Consider the following 16,028-nt stretch of genomic DNA (forward strand, 5'->3'; position numbering starts at 1 on the left):
CTCCTTGCGCGTTGAGGGTTTTTGCGGGCCGGGCGGAGAGCCGGGGCCAGGGGGTTCAGCGGTACGAGGCTCGGGTGCGGATCCGGGAGACGGCGAACAGTGCCAGCAGGGTCGCCGCCATCAGGACGACCGCGAGGGCGGAGCCGGTGAAGAGGGCGCCGCGGTCGGTGGCCGCGTAGATCAGGACGGGGAGCGGGGTCCAGTCGGGCGGATACAGCATCATCGTGGCGCTCAACTCGCCCATGGACAGGGCGAGGCAGAGGCCGGCGGCGGCGGTGAGCGACGGCAGGAGGAGGGGGAGCCTGACCCGCCACAGGACGTAGCCGGGCCGGGCTCCGAGGGAGGCGGCGGCCTGTTCGTAGGCCGGGTCGAGACGGGCGAGGGCGGCGGACACGGACTGGTGGGCGAAGGCGGTGACCAGGACGGTGTGGGCGAGGATCACGATCTCCCGGGTGCCGTTGAGCAGGAACGGCGGCTTGGAGAAGGCGACCAGGATCGCGAGGCCGACGACCACGGAGGGCACGGCGACCGGGAGGACGAAGAGCGCGTCCAGGACCCTGCGGTACCGCCGCTTCAACCCGGCCGCCGCGAGCGCCGCCCAGGTCCCGGCGGCCAGGGCGAGCAGGCTCGCGGCGGCGGCCGTCAGGAGGCTGGTGGTGAGGGCCTGGAGGGCCTCGCCGCGGGTGGCGGCGTCGTAGTGCCCGGTGGTGAAGCCGGAGGGCAGCGCGCTCGACCAGTTGGTGGCGAAGGATGCGCCGAGGACGACGAGGAGCGGCAGGGCGAACACGGGCAGGAACAGGACGAGGAACACGGCCCATACGGCCCACTTCGCCCCGCGGCTATGCACCAGCACGACGGCTCACCACCCGGTAGAGGCCGTACAGGCCCACGGAGATCAGGACGTTGACGACGGCGACCACGCAGGCGCCCGGGTAGTCGGACTCCAGGATCGCCTTGCTGTAGACGAGCATCGGCAGGGTCGTGACGCCTTTCGCGCCGGTGAACAGGACGATCCCGAACTCGTTGAGGCACAGCACCAGCACCAGGCTGCCGCCCGCCGCGAGAGCGGGCAGGGCCTCGGGAAGGATCACGCGACGGACGACGCGCCAGGGACGCGCCCCGAGCGAACTGGCCGCCTCCAGTTGGGCGGTGTCGAGCTGGGAGAAGGCCGCGAGCAGGGGTCGTACGACGAAGGGCGTGAAGTAGGTGATCTCGGCGAGGAGGACGCCCCAGGGGGTGGTGAGGAACTGGAAGGAGCCGATGATGCCGGTCGTGCCGTAGATGAACAGCAGGGCGAGGGTGATGAGGAAGGACGGGAAGGAGAGATAGACGTCGATGAACCTGGCGACCGCCTTCGCCCCGGGAAACGGCACGAAGGCGATGACCAGCGCGAGCGCGAACCCGAGCACCAGACAGCCGACGGTGGAGGCGAGCGCCAGCCAGACGGTGGTCCACAGCGCGTGCCGGAAGGCCTCCGAGGCGAAGACGTCGGCGTACGGCTGCAGGGAGGTGCCGCCGGTGTCGGGCTGGACGGACTGCTGGAGGACGAGGGCGAGGGGGTAGAGGAAGAGGAGGGTCAGGACGGCGACGGGCGGCACCGTCCACAGCAGCCGCCTAGTCATCGGTGACTCCCGCGGCCAGCAGCACCGCGTCCTCCGGTGCGAAGTGCAGCGTCACGGAGTCCCCGTGCGCGGGCGGGTCCTTCAGCTCGCGTACGTCCGCCATGACCCGGTTGCCGTCCACGTCCACGCAGAGCCGATGGGTGGACCCCCGCCACTGGATCTCGCTGACGGTGCCCGCGAGTTGGTTGGGCCCGTCCCCGAGGCCGACCAGATGCGGCCGTACGCACAGGGTGGCCGCCGCTCCCGGAGCCTCCCCCGACACCTTGATCCGCCGCCCGCCGAGGAAGACGCCCTCCTCCCCCACCGTCACCGGCAACAGGTTCGCGCCGCCCAAGAAGGACGCCGTGAACTCGTCGGCGGGCGCCCGGTACAGCTCCCGGGGCGTCCCGCAGGCACGCAGCCGGGCCCTGTCCATCACGGCGATCCGGTCGCCGAGGGTGAGGGCCTCGACCTGGTCGTGGGTGACGTACAGGATCGTCACGTCGGGCAACTCGCGGTGCAGCCGGGCCAGTTCGGCGAGCATGTCGGAGCGCAGGCGGGCGTCGAGTGCGGAGAGGGGTTCGTCGAGGAGGAGGACGTCGGGCCGTATCGCCAACGCGCGGGCGATCGCGACGCGTTGCTGCTGTCCGCCGGAGAGCTCACGGGGACGGCGGCGCGCGTAGGCCGCCATCCCGGTCATCTCCAGCGCCAGGGCCACCCGCTCACGGATCTCGCCCCGCGCGACTTTCTGCGCCTTCAGCCCGAAGGCGACGTTCTCCTCGACCCGCATGTGCGGGAACAGCGCGTACTGCTGGACGACCATCCCGATGCCCCGCCGGTACGGCGGCAGGTCCGTCACGTCCCGCCCGCCGAGGAACACCCGCCCGGAGGCCGGCCGCACGAACCCGGCGACCGCCCGCAGCGCGGTGGTCTTGCCGGACCCGGACGGCCCGAGCAGGGCCATGACCTCGCCGGGCTCGACGGTGAGGTCGAGGGAGTCGAGGACGACGTTGCCGTCGTAGGCGACGGTGACGGAGTCGAAGCGGATACCGCCGCTCATGTCAGCACTCCGGGCAACTCCGCGACGGAGCCGAGGACATGGGTCGCGCCCGCTGCCCGCAGCGCGTCGGCGCCGTGCGCGCCGGTCAGGACGCCGGCGACGACGCCCGCTGCGGCGCGGACCCCGCTGAGCATGTCGTACGAGGTGTCGCCGACGACGGCGATCTGCCGGACGTCCTGGGCGGCCGCAGTGCGCAGAAAGGCGGTGAGGACCATGTCCGGGTACGGCCGCCCCCGGCCCCCGGCGTCGGCGGGGCACAGGGTGAGGGGCACCAGGTCCTGCCAGCCGAGCGCGGCGAGGATGGCGTCCATCGTGGGGCGCGCGAACCCGGTGGTCAGGACGACCGTACGGCCCTGCGCCCGGAGCTCCTCGACGGCCTCGTGCGCGCCGGGCAGGGCCGCGACCTCGCCGGCGTCGACGAGGTCGGCGTACGCGGCCTCGAAGGCCTTGTTGGCCTCCTGTGCCTTCGTCTCCTCCCCGAACAGATGCCGGAAGACGGAGATCTTGGACTCGCCCATGGTGGCGCGGACGTGGTCCAGGCCCGCCTCCGGGTCCGCGCCGACGTGGCGCGCGGCCGCCGCGAAGGCCCGCTCGACGAGGCCGCCGTCGGCGACGGTGGTGCCGGCCATGTCGAGGACGACGAGTCGGATGTCCTGGCTGTTCCGGGTGTTCTCGGGTGCGTCTACCATCCCAGCTCCTTGGCGGTGGTCTCGGCTATCGCGGGCGAGCAGGTCATGCCGCGCCCGCCGGGCCCGGTGACCAGCCACACCCCGTCGCGCACCTGCTGCCGGTGCACGACCCGCCCCGGGTCCGTGCACTGCGCGTACACCCCCGCCCAGCGGCGCCGGATCCTCGGCAGCGGGCGGCCGAGGAGGGACTCGACGACCTCGGTGAGGTGGTCGTAGGGGTCCTCGACGGTGTCGAAGGCGAAGGGGTGCTCGTACTCGTGGGTGTCGCCGATGGTCAGCCCGCCGTCCGCGCGCTGGACCATGAGCAGCTGCATACGGTGGGCCGCGGCGGTCTCCGACTGCGGCCGGCCGGCGTTGAGCGCGTCGAGTGCGGTGGAGGCGTACGCCGGGTAGTAGCGGAAGCTGTCCGCGTCGGCGACCGAGGTGGTCAGCGGTTCGCCGAGCGGGGCGGTCTGCATCATCTGCAGGCGTACGCGGCGCACGGGCAGGTCGGGTCCGGCCAGCTCGCGGACCAGGCCGCCGAGCCAGGCGCCCGTGCAGAGGATGACGACGTCGCCGCTGTGCACGTCGCCGTGGTCGTCGCGGACGGCGCCGTGTCCGACGACTTCGCGGACCTCCCGTCCTGGCCGGAAGGTGTAGTTCGGGGACTTCAGCAGCTCTTCACGCAGGGCGAGTTGGGCGGTGCGCGGCTCTACGGCCGCGTCGCGCTCGCAGTACAGGGCGGCGGTGAACTCACCGCGCAGAGCGGGGTTCAGGGCGCGCGCCTCGTCGGGGGTCAGCAGCTTGTGGCCGCGGGCGGCGGCGTCCTCGCGGGCCACGGCGGCCTCGGCGACGGCGAGTTCGAGGTCGCCTCGGACGGGGGTCAGGGACCCGTTCGGCCGGAACCCGAGCCCCGGTACACGGGCCCCGATCTCCTCCCACAACTCCCGCGCCCGCAGGGCGGTTTCCAGTTCCTCGCCGCCCGCGCGGCCGCTCACCCAGATCTGCCCGAAGTTGCGCAGCGAGGCGCCGCGAGCCTCCGTCTCGCGCTCGATCTGTACGACCTCGTGGCCGCGTTCCACTGCCTGCCAGGCGTGCATGGTGCCCACCACGCCGGCTCCGACGACTGTCACTCTCACGACGGCCACGCTCCTCGGGATCGGGGAACCGGAAGGGTCCGGCTGACAACGAGAGCGTGAACTGGCTATCACGTTTGGGCTAGACCCGTTATCTGTTTGTGATAGTCGAAGGCGTGGTGGAATGGCTTCATTTCCGGACTTTTCAGCCGCTTAGATGGGTGGTGAAGGAGAACCGGTCGCCTCGGTAGAGGGATCGCACCCGCTCCAGCGGCCGCCCCTCCGAGTCCCTCGACACCCGGTGGATCAGCAGCATCGGGAGGGCGGGCGGGGTGCCGATGAGGAGGGCCTCGCGCGGGGTGGCCAGCACGGTCTCGATGCGCTCGTCGGCGTCGCCGAAGGCGATGCCCTGCCCGTGGAGGAAGGCGTAGAAGGAGGAGTCGGGGTCGAAGTCGGCGTCGAGCCGCGGCACCCGGGCCACGGCGACGTAGGTGCTCTCCAGGCCGACCCGCTCGTCGTCGGCGAGCAGGACACGCTCCAGATGCCAGACGGGTTCGCCGCGTTCGAGGCCGGTCTCGGCGGCGAGGGCGGCGGAGCAGGGGAAGCGGTCGAGGGTGACGAGGGTACGGCCGGGGGTGCGCCCCTGGCGCCGTACGCCCTCGGTGTAGCTGGCGAGGGAGAGGGGCTGTTCGAGCTTGGGCCCGGCGACGACCGTGCCCCGCCCCTGCCGCCGCAGCTTGCCCTCCAGCACCAGCTCGCGGATCGCCTGCCGGACGGTCTCGCGGGCGACCTCGTAACTCTCGGAGAGGTCGCGTTCGGTGGGCAGCGGGTCGCCCTCGCCGAGTTCGCCGATGAGGCCGTCGAGGCGGGCCTTCACGGCGTAGTACTTCGGGATGCGGCCGTGCTCGGGGATGCCGTGGCGCACGGGGGCGCCGGGGGCCTGGTCGTTCGGGTAGTCCACGCAGGGATCGTCGCAGACGGGGCGGGGGGATCGGGCGGCGGCTTCAGGTGAGGGGCGGGGCGGCCCGAGCGGCGCCCCCGGGTGACGGGCCCGGCCTCAGCGGCGCCTCCGGGCGAGGAGGAACCCGGCGCCGATCAGGAGGAGGGAGGCCGTGGCGGCGAGGGCGACGCCGGGGCCCGAGGCGAGGCCGGTGCGGGCGAGTTCGTCGGCGAAGGTGAGCTGGTTGCGGGCGATGTCGCCGCCGGGGGTCGGCGAGGCGTTCTGGGCGGCGGGGGCGGTCGGGTCGGCCGTGCCGGACGGGTCGGTCGCGGCGGCGGTCGGGTCGGCGTCGATGCTGAAGCGGTAGTCGTTGGACTGGCCGACCCAGTCGCCGTCGCCGTCGTGGCGCTGGACGACGGCCGCGTTGGCGATGACCTCGTTCGGCGCGGTGTCCGAGGTGAGGGCGAGCCGGACCTTCACGGTGACGGTCCCACGAGGGCCGACGGTGAAGCCGGGGAAGCCGTCGAAGGCGCCGACGAGTTCGTCCTGGTCGGTGGTCTCGAAGCGGACCGGGTGGGGGCGGGTGTCGTTGCGGGCGCCGTAGAACTCCAGGCGGGGCTGGGAGGGCTTGAGGGCGCGTTTGCCGTCGACGAGGACGACCACGGGGTGGATGCCGGTGCAGGTCCGCCCGGTCGTGTTGGTGAGTTCCAGGTACCAGGTGCCGAATCCGCCGCCGGCCGCGTAGGAGTCGGGGCCGCCGTGGAGACGGGTGGTGAGGGGGAAGTCCCGGTCACCGGTGGCGCAGCTGGGCAGCTCCGCCGGGGGGTCCGCGCGCACCGGGGACGCCGCGGCGAGGAGGGCGGCTGCTGCGAGGCAGAGGGGGGCGGGTGTATGCAGTCGCATAAACACATGACCATGCCGGGTGGGTACGGCTTTCGGGGGGTGCCATTCCGTACGGCGACGGAAGTGCGCTCGATCAGCGGACGCCGGGGAGTCCATGCCGGTCGATCCGCCCCGGGAGCTCACGCCGGTCAGCCGATGCCGGGCAGCACACCCGAGACGCCCTCACCCCTCGGCCCGCCCGAACAGCGGCGCCAGCAGCAGCTGGGCCGCTCCTTCGGCGACCCCGCTCCCCCCGCTCCCTCCCCGGCCCTCGTGCCCCCCGCCGGAGGCGACCCGCACCGGAACCGCGTCCCCGCCCGCGCGCCGGGCGCGTTCGTCGAGGACGGCGGCGACCCCGCGTACGAAGGTCTCCGGGGCCGCGGCGACCGTACGGCCACCCAGCAGGACCAGGTCGACATCGAGCAGCGCGACCAGGTTGCCGGCCGCGGTGCCGAGCACGCGGGCCGCCTCCGCCAGGTCGCCGCGCGCCACCGCGGCCAGGCACAGCGCCTCCACGCAGCCGCGGTTGCCGCACTCGCAGGGCGGACCGTCCAGCTGGACGACCTGATGCCCGAACTCCCCCGCGCCCGTACGCACCCCCCGGTGCACCGCTCCCCCGATCACGAGCCCTCCGCCGAGCCCCGCCCCGAAGTGCAGATACGCGAAGGACGCGAAGGAGGCAACGGGCGCGCCGGCGACGGACGCGGCTGCCCCGGAGGCCACCGCGCCGGAAGCCGCCGTACCGGAGGCCACCGCGCCGGAAGCCACCGTGCCGAAGGCAGCCGCGCCGGAAGCCACCGTGCCGAAGGCAGCCGCGTCGGAAGCCACCGCGGCAAAGGCGCCCGCTCCCCCGACCGCGAGCCCGAGGGCGGCCGCGTTGGTGTCCTTGTCGACGACGACCGGCAGCGAGAGCCTGCGCGCGAGCACGTCCCGCAGCGGATAGCCGTTCCACTCCGGGAACCCGGTGACCCGGTGCAGCACACCCCGCCGATGGTCGAGCGGCCCGGGCAGCGCCACCCCGACGCCGAGCACGGCCCCCGGCCGGACTACCCGCCCGCCCCCGGCCTCCAGCTCCCGCACCTCGCGCACGACCCGCTCGACGACCGTCTCCGCACCGGCCCCGAGATCCAGCGGCGTCCCGCGCCGGGCCACCACGGCGCCCGTCAGGTCGCAGAGCACGGCCGTCAGTTCGTCCCGGTCCAGATGCACGCCCACCGCATGCCCGGCCTCCGGCACCAGCCGCAGCACCGTACGCGGCTTGCCTCCCGTCGACGCCCGCCGCCCCGCCTCCGTCGCCAGCCCGTCCTCCCGCAGCCGAGCGGTGATCTTGCTGACCGCCTGCGGGGTGAGGCCGGTGCGCTCGGCGAGTTCGAGCCGGCTGATGCCCTCGGAGCCGGCCGTGCGCAGCAGGTCGAGCACGAGCGCGGTGTTGTGACTGCGCAGGGCGCCCAGGTTCACCCCACCGACCCCGGCACCGACATCGCCCTTCGTCCTGTTCACGCCCCCCATTGTCCCTGCCGCTTGCACTTTGGCAACAGCGTTGCGAAAGTGGGGACCATGAGTGCTACTCCCCTCCGCGTCGGCCTGATCGGCTACGGCCTCGCCGGCTCCGTCTTCCATGCCCCGCTGATCGCCACCACCGAGGGGCTCGCCCTGGACACGGTGGTCACGTCGAACCCCGAGCGGCAGAAGCAGGCCCGCGCCGAGCACCCGGACGTCACCGTCACCGCCACGCCCGACGAGCTGCTCGCCCGCGCCGCCGACCTCGACCTGGTCGTCATCGCGTCCCCGAACAAGACGCACGTCCCGCTCGCGACCGCCGCCCTGAAGGCGGGTCTCCCGGTCGTCGTCGACAAGCCGATCGCCGGCACGGCGGCCGAGGCGCGCGAGCTGGCGGCGCTGGCCGAGGAGCGCGGCCTGCTCCTCTCCGTCTTCCAGAACCGCCGCTGGGACAACGACTTCCTGACGCTCCGGGGGCTCCTGGCCAAGGGCGAGCTGGGCGACGTATGGCGCTTCGAGTCCCGCTTCGAACGCTGGCGGCCCGAACTCAAGGGCGGCTGGCGGGAGTCCGGCGACCCGGCAGAGATCGGAGGTCTCCTGTACGACCTCGGCAGCCATGTCGTCGACCAGGCGCTGGTCCTCTTCGGCCCCGTCACGCAGGTGTACGCCGAGGCGGTCGTCCGCCGCGCCGGCGCCGAGACGGACGACGACACGTTCATCGCCCTCACGCACGCGAGCGGCGTCCGCTCCCACCTGTACGCCTCCGCGACGACCGCCCAGCTCGGCCCCCGTTTCCGGGTGCTGGGCTCGAAGGCGGGATACGTCAAGTACGGCCTGGACCCGCAGGAGTCGGCACTGCGGGAGGGACAGCGTCCGGACACGACGGCCGGCTGGGGTACGGAACCCGAGTCGCTGTGGGGCCGGGTGGGCTCCGGAGAGTCCCCCCTGACGGGCGGCGGCCGCGTCGAACCCACCCTCCCCGGCGACTACCCCGCTTACTATGCGGCCGTGGCAAAGGCACTGCTGGACGACGGCCCCAACCCGGTGACGGCCCTGGAGGCGGCCTCCGCCCTGGAGGTACTGGAGGCGGCCGGCCGTTCGGCCCGTGACGGAGTGGCGGTGAAGCTGTGACCCCGAGCAAGTCGCACAACCCGGAGATCACCCCGAAGTTCCACCCGGAGATCACCCCGCCGCTGGAGGAGCTGGAGGCCCAGGAACGCCGTCTGGTCTTCCGCCAGTTCACCCACGAGGACGCCTGGGCCCTGGGCTCCCTGCTGGTCGAGATGGCCCGCGAGCGCCAGGCCCCGGTCGCCATCGACATCCACCGGGCCGGCCAGCAGCTCTTCCACGCGGCCCTGCCCGGCTCCACCCCCGACAACGACGCCTGGATCGCGCGCAAGCGCCGGGTGGTGGAGCGCTACGGCAGCGCCTCGTACATCGTCGGCGCCCGCTTCCGGGCCAAGGGCACGACGTTCGAGGACTCCTCCCGCCTGGACCCCGACACCTACGCGGCCCATGGGGGCTCGTTCCCGATCAACGTCGAGGGCGCCGGGGTCATCGGCTCGGTGACGGTGAGCGGGTTGCCGCAGCTGGAGGACCACAGGTTCGTGGTGGAGGCGCTGGAGGAGTTCCTGCACAAGCAGCGGTAAAGGATTTCAGGGGCGCGGGGAACTGCGCGAGCGGCCACGGACAACCCGCAGCCGACGAAACAACCCGCAGTTCCCCGGCTCCCTCAGCGGAGCGCCTACGCGTCCTTGAACTCCTGCCGCTGCCGACCGAGCCCCTCGATCTCCAGCTCCACCACATCCCCGCCCCGCAGGAACGGCTTCGGCTCAGGCTGCCCCAGAGCCACCCCCGCCGGCGTACCCGTGTTGATCACGTCACCGGGATACAGCGTCATGAACTGGCTGACGTACCGCACGACCTCCGCCACCGGAAAGATCTGCTCCGCCGTCGTCCCGTCCTGCTTCAGCTCGCCGTTGACCCACAGCTTCAGGGAGAGGTTCTGCGGGTCCGCCACCTCGTCCGCCGTCACCAGCCAGGGCCCCAGCGGATTGAACGTCTCGCAGTTCTTGCCCTTGTCCCAGGTCCCGCCCCGCTCGATCTGGAACTCCCGCTCGGACACGTCGTGCGCCACCGCGTACCCGGCGACATGCGCGAGCGCCTCCTCGGCCGACTCCACATAGCGGGCCGTACGCCCGATGACGACCGCGAGCTCGACCTCCCAGTCGGTCTTCACCGACCGCCGGGGCACCAGCACCGTGTCGTTCGGCCCGACGACCGTGTCCGCGGCCTTGAAGAAGATCACGGGCTCGGCGGGCGGTTCGGCGCCGGTCTCGCGGGCGTGGTCGTGGTAGTTCAGCCCGATGCACACGATCTTGCCGATCCGCGCGAGGGGCGGCCCGACTCGCAGCCCGCCGGCGTCCAGCGCGGGCAGCTCCCCGGCGTCCGCGGCCGCACGAATCCGCCCCAGCGCAGCGTCGTCGGCGAGCAGCGCTCCGTCGATGTCCGGGACGACACCGGAAAGGTCCCGCAGAACCCCCTCGGCGTCGAGCAGCGCGGGCGTCTCCGCTCCCGCCGTACCGACTCGCAGCAGCTTCATGATCACAATCTCCCTCGATCGCGGGGCGCCCGCCGATGTGTGCAGCCATCGGAGGACTGGTCGATCCTCCAAGGTCCACGGCCAGTCCGCAATACCCGGTTCACGTACTGGACCGTAAGTCCGAGGTTCAGCGGTAGAGCACGGCCCGCTCCACCGCGCTCCAGGTCGTGCTGGTCACGACGTACAGCGCGGCGGCCAGCGGCACCACGGCCACGGTGAAGAGCGTGAAGAAGGACATGAACGGCATGACCTTGGTCATGGCTCCCACGGCCCCCATCCCGGGCACCGCCTCGGCGTCGGCCACCGGCGCGGCCGGATTCGCGGCCATCATCCGCTTCGTACGGCGATAGTTGAACGCGGCGACGCAGGTCACGACCGCGAACAGCCCGACGTACACGAGCCCCGCGCCCCCGAACGCGCCGCCCCCGCCGAGCGCATCCGCCCAGCGGTCGCCGAGGGGCGCGGTGAAGAGCTGGTGGGACAGCAGCTCGTTCGCCTTCCCGCCGATCGTCGTGTTCGAGAACAGGTGGTAGAGGAGGAAGAACGCGGGCAGCTGGAACAGGCTGGGCAGACACCCGGACAGCGGCGACACCTTCTCCTTGGTGTGCAGCTCCATGACGGCCTTCTGGAGCCGCTCGGGGTTCTTGGCGTGCTTCTTGCGCAGCTCGGCGATCTTCGGCTGCAGCTCGGCCCGCGCCTTCTGCCCGCGCGCGGCGGCCCGGGACAGGGGATGGACGAGCAGCCGTACGAGCGCGGTGAACAGGACGATCGCGGCGGCCGCCGCGGAGGCGCCGAACAGCGGGTCGAGCAGGTCGGCCAGCCGCTGAACAAGGTCGGCGAAAACGGACATGGGTGAGCCCTCCGAGGGTCTCGTCGTGCCGGAGTGATGAGGGAGATGCCGGGAATCGGCATGGCGGCATGACGACCCGCACGGGGTCACACGTGTGAGCTGTTCGCTGTTTCCCGCGTGTGCCCTACGCGACGGTCGCCGGGAGGGCGTACCCGGGTGCCCTGGGCCGTGGCCGGCCCGAGGCGTCGGGGTCGCGTTGAGGCAGGAAGGCGGTACGGCGGGCCCGGTCGCGGATGGCCGTACGCACCCGGGTGGGCGCCACGGAGGGCGCGGCACGCGAGGCGAGCAGGGAGCAGACGGCGAACGCGGAACTCGCGGCGGCGGTCGCGGCGAGCGCGACGGTCGCGGAGAGGCTGCCGGTGTCGAGCAGCACGACCTCGAGGAAGAGCAGCACCAGCGCGGCGGTGGGACGCAGACCCGCCCGACTCTGCATCATCGGCCCCCCTCCCCTCGTACGGCTTGTACGGCTGTTACTGCTTGGCTCCCACGGCTTGTTCACCGTGCACGGCGCCCGCTCCGATGTCCACGGCGCACGTCGCTCGTCCTGATGTTACCGGGGCCGCATGGAGACAAGCTTGCCCCACACCACCAGCCGGTACTTCGACGTGTACTCCGGCGTGCAGGTGGTGAGCGTGAGGTAGTAGCCGGGTTCCGTGTAGCCGTGGCCCGGCTTGACGGTGGAGCGCGGGATCGGCGCGATGACGCTGCCGTCCCGGGCGGAGGTCTGCGGCAGAGTCCGGTCGACGGCGTACGTGTACGTCGCGCTCCGCGTCTCGACCCGGACGGTGTCCTCGGGTTCGAGCCGGTTGATGTACCGGAAGGGCTCACCGTGGGTGTTGCGGTGCCCGGCGAGGGCGAAGTTGCCCGCCTGGCCCGGCTGCCCGGTGCCGGGGTAGTGGCCGACGTAGCCCTTGTCGAGGACGCCGCCCTTGCCGACGCCTTCGGCGACGGGGACGCGGAGTTGGAGGCGGGGGATGGTGAGGATGGCGTAGGCCTGGGACCAGTCCGGGGAGGGGGCGGACCGGTCGGGCGAGCCGGCGGACGGGGGCGAGGGCTCGGACGCGGAGTCGGTCCCTGACCCGGCCCCGGATCCGGCCCCCGGCGTGGCCGTCGCGTCCGGTACGGCCGTACGGGAGTCACCGCCTCCCCCGTCCCACGCCCGCTCCAGCGCCCGGACCTCCCGCTCGGCGCCCGCCCTGGCCTCCCGGTTGGTCCACCACACCTGATGAACGACCAGCAGCAGAAGCACGACCCCGACGGTGACGAGCACCTCCCCGCCGCCCCACAGCACCCGCCGCCGCAGGGCACGCCGCCGAAGCCCGCTGTGCTGCACGACGCGAACCCGCACCATCCGTGCGCCTCCTCCACCAGGGCCGCCCGCACGATAGAGGCGGACCCGCGAGGTCTCCAGACCCATGCGTGACCCATGTGTGACCCATGGGTGGGCGGCCCGTCGGAACCCATGCGTGCTCGGCCTTTCGGAACCCATGCGTGCTCAGCCTTTCGGAACCCATGCGTGCGCGGCCCGTCGGAGCCGTCGGCCGTCCGGCCCCCGAACACTTCCTCCACAGGTTTGAGAAAGGGCCGTCGGAACCCTCGACAACCTCATGCGCCACACCCGATGCTTCGTGTCGGCATCCAACGGGACAGGCCACAGAGCCGGTTCGACGACGACACCGCCGACACCGGCCGTTGAAGGAAGCGGAGAAGTCATGATGCGACGCAGAACTCTGCTGGCGGCGACAGGCGGCGCCCTCCTCGGCAGCGCCCTGGCGACGGGCACCGCACACGCGGACGCGACCATCGCCGTCAACCCCGGCACGTCGTACGGCACCTGGGAGGGCTGGGGTACCTCCCTGGCCTGGTGGGCCAACGTCTTCGGCAACCGGAACGACTTCGCCGACCTCTTCTTCACCACCAACTCGGTGACCTACAACGGCACGACCCTCCCCGGCCTCGGCCTCAACATCGCCCGCTACAACCTCGGCGCGTGCAGCTGGAACAGCGTGAACGGCGAGTCGATGGTCGAGTCGCCGAACATCCCCGCCTTCAAGCAGATCGAGGGCTTCTGGCAGGACTGGAACAACGAGGACCCCACCTCCTCGGCCTGGGACTGGACGGCGGACGCGACCCAGCGGGCGATGCTGCAGAAGGCGACGGCGCGCGGCGCGACCACGGAACTCTTCGCCAACTCCCCCATGTGGTGGATGTGTTCCAACCACAACCCGTCCGGCGCGGCCGGCGGCGGCAACAACCTGCAGACCTGGAACTACCGCCAGCACGCGTCGCATTTGGCGGCGACGGCGTTGTACGCGAAGTCGAACTGGGGCGTGAACTTCGCGACGGTCGACCCCTTCAACGAGCCGGCCTCCAGCTGGTGGACCGCCACCGGCACCCAGGAGGGCTGCCACATGGACCCGGCGGTCCAGGCGGCCGTCCTCCCGTACATGCGCAGCGAGTTGGACAAGCGGGGCCTGTCGTCCGTACGGATCTCGGCGTCGGACGAGACGAACTACGACACGGCCCGCTCGACCTGGTCCTCCTTCAACTCCTCCACAAAGGCCCTGGTCAGCCAGGTCAACGTGCACGGCTACCAGGGCTCGGGCGGCCGCCGCGACCTGCTCTACACGGACGTGGTGACGACATCCGGCAAGAAGCTGTGGAACTCGGAGACGGGCGACGGCGACGGCACCGGCCTCACCCTGGCCTCCAACCTCTGCTACGACTTCCGCTGGCTGCACCCGACGGCCTGGTGCTACTGGCAGGTCATGGACCCGACGACGGGCTGGGCGCTGATCGCGTACGACGCGAACACCCTCCAGCCGACGACCGTCCAGACCAAGTACTACGTGATGGCCCAGTTCAGCCGCCACATCCGCCCCGGAATGCGCATCCTCGACACGGGCGTGAGCTACGCGGCGGCGGCCTACGACGCGTCGGCCCGCCGCCTGGTGATCGTGGCGGTGAACACGTCGACGTCGGCCCAGACGTTGACCTTCGACCTGTCCCGCTTCACGACGGTGAGCGGCGGCTCGGGCGGGCTGGTCCCGCGCTGGAACACGGTGACGACGGGCGGCGATCAATATCGGTCGTACTCGAACACGTTCCTGAGCGGGAAATCGGTGGCGGTGCCCTTCGCGGCGCAGTCCGTGCAGACGTTGCAGATCGACGGGGTGGTGATCTGACGCAAGAGGGAGAGGGAGTGGGAGACGGAGAGGGAGTGGGAGACGGAGACGGAGACGGAGACGGAGAGGGAGAGGGAGAGGGAGAGGGAGTCGAAAGCGAGCGCGGGCGCCGCCCCGGCCTGCTGGCGCCCGCGTTGGTCAACCTGGCCCTGGGCGTGCGTGGACGTCCTGGGCCCACGCCGCCGCGGCGAGGACCGCCCCGGCAGATGGCCGGCAGCGGCGACCCTGATCCCGGTGCCGTTGCTGGTACTGCTGTGCCTGGCGAAGACCTGAAGGACACCAGGACACCACCACGGCACAACCACGCCACAGCCACGGCACCCTCCGCCGGCCACGGCCTCGACCAGGCAATATCTGCACCCTCATCTCCCCTCCCTTCTCTCCTCCGTCAGCCGTGGGCAGTACGGTGTCCCCCATGCGCCCCGACACGCCTGCCGAAAACGTCGACCACCCCGCTGAAGCGGCACGCCTGGAGCGAACCGCCGGCCTCTACCCCGAGGACGCCGAGGCCCTTCTCCTCCAGGCCGCGGCCCACCTGGAACTGTCCGGCGACCGCCCCGCCGCCACCGCGCTCTACGACAGCCTGCTGTCGTCCGCTGCCGGCCTGGAGAACCCCCACCTGGTACGAGCCCTGAAGGCATCGAACCTCTGGGAGTACGGCCACGAGGCGGAGGCGAGGGCGATCATCGAAGGCGTCCGAGCCGCTTCCCCGCGGGACCCGGCGCCATGGGTGATCGTCGCGGAGGCCCTGGAGTCGCACGACGAGCTGGAGCAGGCGCAGGAGACGTTCACCGAGGGAGCCCGCCTCCTCCTGACGGACGTGCCGGAACCGCCGTACTCGACGCATCCGCTGCTGTTCGGCCGCCATCGCGTACGCCGCATGCTGGGCCTGCCCCACGACGACTGGGACACCCTGGCCGACACCCTCCACTCCATGCCGATCTCCCTGGACGAACTCCACGACCCCAAGCGCGTCTGGTCCCTGGGTTCGGACAACCCGGCGGAACTGGAGGCGGAGATCTCACGGCTCCGCGCGGAACTGGGCGCGTACCGGGAGGCACTGTCCCGCCCGTTCCCGGTGGCGGTGCTGCACTGGACGGTCGGGGAACTGGAGGAACTGGTCGAGGCGTACCCGACCCTGACCGAGGAGTACCCCTCCCATGAGGAGCACCTCACGACGATAGAGGCATCACTGAGGGAGCTCTCCGCCTCCGGCACCCCGAACCTGGGCATCGTGACGGGCACGGTGCCGTCGTACGAGGCGTTCGCGGCGTCGGAAGGGGCATCGCCGGGGGACGCGACGTTGCTGCCGCAGTATGCGACGACGTTGGCGGCGCGGGGGCGGGCTGTGGCTTGGCCGCCGCAGCGGGGGGCGGTTTGTTGGTGCGGTTCGGGACAGCCGTACGACGCCTGCCACGGAGTGGAACAGCAGGACTAGTGCAGCTCTGCTGGAGCTCTTAGGCAGCCGGATTCAGCCGGCTCGCCCCGCACGCTTGCCTGCGCACAGCACCCTTGAGGCGGCTCGCGGAGGCACGACACTGGCAAAGAAGCGGGCGGCCCGCAGAGCACCTACAGAGAAACCCAAGCCGTCCATGGGGAGTGTCAGCGTCACCTGCTACAACAGAGCCATTGCTGTGTGGGGATTGGGGAAAACAGCGTGGCTC

General features: G+C 71.8%; 16 protein-coding genes. 4 read left to right on the forward strand and 12 right to left on the reverse strand.

Going from position 1 to position 16,028, the window contains the following annotated elements:
- Positions 1-55 precede the first annotated feature (55 nt).
- The 8 genes from EJ357_RS17140 to EJ357_RS17175 form a co-directional block, all read right to left on the reverse strand.
- Positions 56-853, reverse strand: coding sequence for an ABC transporter permease (locus EJ357_RS17140; RefSeq protein ID WP_126392465.1), 798 nt, complete (start codon positions 851-853; stop codon positions 56-58).
- Positions 840-1,622, reverse strand: a complete 783-nt coding sequence (locus EJ357_RS17145) for a 2-aminoethylphosphonate ABC transporter permease subunit (RefSeq protein WP_126392466.1) — start codon at positions 1,620-1,622, stop codon at positions 840-842. The genes EJ357_RS17140 and EJ357_RS17145 overlap by 14 nt, the downstream gene beginning before the upstream one ends.
- Positions 1,615-2,661 (reverse strand): ABC transporter ATP-binding protein, encoded by a 1,047-nt coding sequence (locus EJ357_RS17150; RefSeq protein ID WP_126392467.1) that lies wholly within the window; start codon positions 2,659-2,661, stop codon positions 1,615-1,617. Before EJ357_RS17150 ends, EJ357_RS17145 begins: the two co-directional genes overlap by 8 nt.
- Entirely contained in the window at positions 2,658-3,350 is a 693-nt protein-coding gene (locus tag EJ357_RS17155; RefSeq protein WP_126392468.1) for a phosphonatase-like hydrolase, read from the reverse strand. The genes EJ357_RS17150 and EJ357_RS17155 overlap by 4 nt, the downstream gene beginning before the upstream one ends.
- Complete coding sequence (locus EJ357_RS17160) at positions 3,344-4,468, reverse strand: TIGR03364 family FAD-dependent oxidoreductase (protein WP_126392469.1); 1,125 nt, start codon at positions 4,466-4,468, stop codon at positions 3,344-3,346. The genes EJ357_RS17155 and EJ357_RS17160 overlap by 7 nt, the downstream gene beginning before the upstream one ends.
- A 142-nt stretch (positions 4,469-4,610) precedes the next feature.
- Positions 4,611-5,366, reverse strand: a complete 756-nt coding sequence (locus tag EJ357_RS17165; protein ID WP_126392470.1) for a GntR family transcriptional regulator — start codon at positions 5,364-5,366, stop codon at positions 4,611-4,613.
- 96 nt (positions 5,367-5,462) lie between these two features.
- Complete coding sequence (locus tag EJ357_RS17170; RefSeq protein ID WP_407698494.1) at positions 5,463-6,248, reverse strand: hypothetical protein; 786 nt, start codon at positions 6,246-6,248, stop codon at positions 5,463-5,465.
- A 162-nt stretch (positions 6,249-6,410) separates the two neighbouring features.
- Positions 6,411-7,736 (reverse strand): ROK family transcriptional regulator, encoded by a 1,326-nt coding sequence (locus EJ357_RS17175; RefSeq protein WP_126392472.1) that lies wholly within the window; start codon positions 7,734-7,736, stop codon positions 6,411-6,413.
- A gap of 48 nt (positions 7,737-7,784) precedes the next feature.
- Between EJ357_RS17175 and EJ357_RS17180 the strand changes: the two genes are divergently transcribed.
- Together EJ357_RS17180 and EJ357_RS17185 are read left to right on the forward strand one after the other, a co-directional pair.
- Positions 7,785-8,858 (forward strand): Gfo/Idh/MocA family protein, encoded by a 1,074-nt coding sequence (locus EJ357_RS17180; RefSeq protein WP_126392473.1) that lies wholly within the window; start codon positions 7,785-7,787, stop codon positions 8,856-8,858.
- Positions 8,855-9,376, forward strand: a complete 522-nt coding sequence (locus EJ357_RS17185) for a heme-degrading domain-containing protein (protein WP_126392474.1) — start codon at positions 8,855-8,857, stop codon at positions 9,374-9,376. The genes EJ357_RS17180 and EJ357_RS17185 overlap by 4 nt, the downstream gene beginning before the upstream one ends.
- 95 nt (positions 9,377-9,471) lie before the next feature.
- Here EJ357_RS17185 and EJ357_RS17190 read toward each other — a convergent pair whose 3' ends face one another.
- The 4 genes from EJ357_RS17190 to EJ357_RS17205 all read right to left on the reverse strand — a co-directional run bounded on the left by EJ357_RS17190 (position 9,472) and on the right by EJ357_RS17205 (position 12,530).
- Positions 9,472-10,329, reverse strand: coding sequence for a fumarylacetoacetate hydrolase family protein (locus tag EJ357_RS17190; RefSeq protein WP_126392475.1), 858 nt, complete (start codon positions 10,327-10,329; stop codon positions 9,472-9,474).
- A 127-nt stretch (positions 10,330-10,456) separates the two neighbouring features.
- The gene (locus EJ357_RS17195) at positions 10,457-11,179 is read right to left on the reverse strand and encodes a YidC/Oxa1 family membrane protein insertase (protein WP_126392476.1); all 723 of its coding nucleotides are present in this window, start codon (positions 11,177-11,179) and stop codon (positions 10,457-10,459) included.
- A gap of 124 nt (positions 11,180-11,303) precedes the next feature.
- Positions 11,304-11,615, reverse strand: a complete 312-nt coding sequence (locus EJ357_RS17200) for a DUF6412 domain-containing protein (RefSeq protein ID WP_126392477.1) — start codon at positions 11,613-11,615, stop codon at positions 11,304-11,306.
- Between the two features lie 114 nt (positions 11,616-11,729).
- A complete protein-coding gene (locus EJ357_RS17205) occupies positions 11,730-12,530 on the reverse strand; it encodes a class E sortase (protein ID WP_126392478.1) in 801 nt (266 codons plus the stop codon).
- Between the two features lie 361 nt (positions 12,531-12,891).
- On the opposite strand from EJ357_RS17205, the gene EJ357_RS17210 reads away from it, so the two are divergent.
- Positions 12,892-14,364: a glycoside hydrolase gene (locus tag EJ357_RS17210; RefSeq protein ID WP_126392479.1), complete on the forward strand. Its 1,473-nt coding sequence runs from the start codon at positions 12,892-12,894 to the stop codon at positions 14,362-14,364.
- 415 nt (positions 14,365-14,779) lie between these two features.
- Positions 14,780-15,802 (forward strand): SEC-C domain-containing protein, encoded by a 1,023-nt coding sequence (locus EJ357_RS17215; protein WP_126392480.1) that lies wholly within the window; start codon positions 14,780-14,782, stop codon positions 15,800-15,802.
- Positions 15,803-16,028 lie beyond the last annotated feature (226 nt).

This window comes from Streptomyces cyaneochromogenes (genome assembly GCF_003963535.1).
In the GTDB taxonomy this organism is placed as follows: Bacteria; Actinomycetota; Actinomycetes; order Streptomycetales; family Streptomycetaceae; genus Streptomyces; species Streptomyces shaanxiensis.

What these genes read in the sequence shown, in the direction of transcription:
- EJ357_RS17205 (WP_126392478.1), bottom strand. Translation starts at nt 12,530, where the DNA reads ATGGTGCGGGTTCGCGTCGTGCAGCACAGCGGGCTTCGGCGGCGTGCC.
- EJ357_RS17155 (WP_126392468.1), bottom strand. Translation starts at nt 3,350, where the DNA reads ATGGTAGACGCACCCGAGAACACCCGGAACAGCCAGGACATCCGACTC.
- EJ357_RS17175 (WP_126392472.1), bottom strand. Translation starts at nt 7,736, where the DNA reads ATGGGGGGCGTGAACAGGACGAAGGGCGATGTCGGTGCCGGGGTCGGT.
- EJ357_RS17145 (WP_126392466.1), bottom strand. Translation starts at nt 1,622, where the DNA reads ATGACTAGGCGGCTGCTGTGGACGGTGCCGCCCGTCGCCGTCCTGACC.
- EJ357_RS17170 (WP_407698494.1), bottom strand. Translation starts at nt 6,248, where the DNA reads ATGCGACTGCATACACCCGCCCCCCTCTGCCTCGCAGCAGCCGCCCTC.
- EJ357_RS17195 (WP_126392476.1), bottom strand. Translation starts at nt 11,179, where the DNA reads ATGTCCGTTTTCGCCGACCTTGTTCAGCGGCTGGCCGACCTGCTCGAC.
- EJ357_RS17215 (WP_126392480.1), top strand. Translation starts at nt 14,780, where the DNA reads ATGCGCCCCGACACGCCTGCCGAAAACGTCGACCACCCCGCTGAAGCG.
- EJ357_RS17180 (WP_126392473.1), top strand. Translation starts at nt 7,785, where the DNA reads ATGAGTGCTACTCCCCTCCGCGTCGGCCTGATCGGCTACGGCCTCGCC.
- EJ357_RS17190 (WP_126392475.1), bottom strand. Translation starts at nt 10,329, where the DNA reads ATGAAGCTGCTGCGAGTCGGTACGGCGGGAGCGGAGACGCCCGCGCTG.
- EJ357_RS17200 (WP_126392477.1), bottom strand. Translation starts at nt 11,615, where the DNA reads ATGATGCAGAGTCGGGCGGGTCTGCGTCCCACCGCCGCGCTGGTGCTG.
- EJ357_RS17150 (WP_126392467.1), bottom strand. Translation starts at nt 2,661, where the DNA reads ATGAGCGGCGGTATCCGCTTCGACTCCGTCACCGTCGCCTACGACGGC.
- EJ357_RS17210 (WP_126392479.1), top strand. Translation starts at nt 12,892, where the DNA reads ATGATGCGACGCAGAACTCTGCTGGCGGCGACAGGCGGCGCCCTCCTC.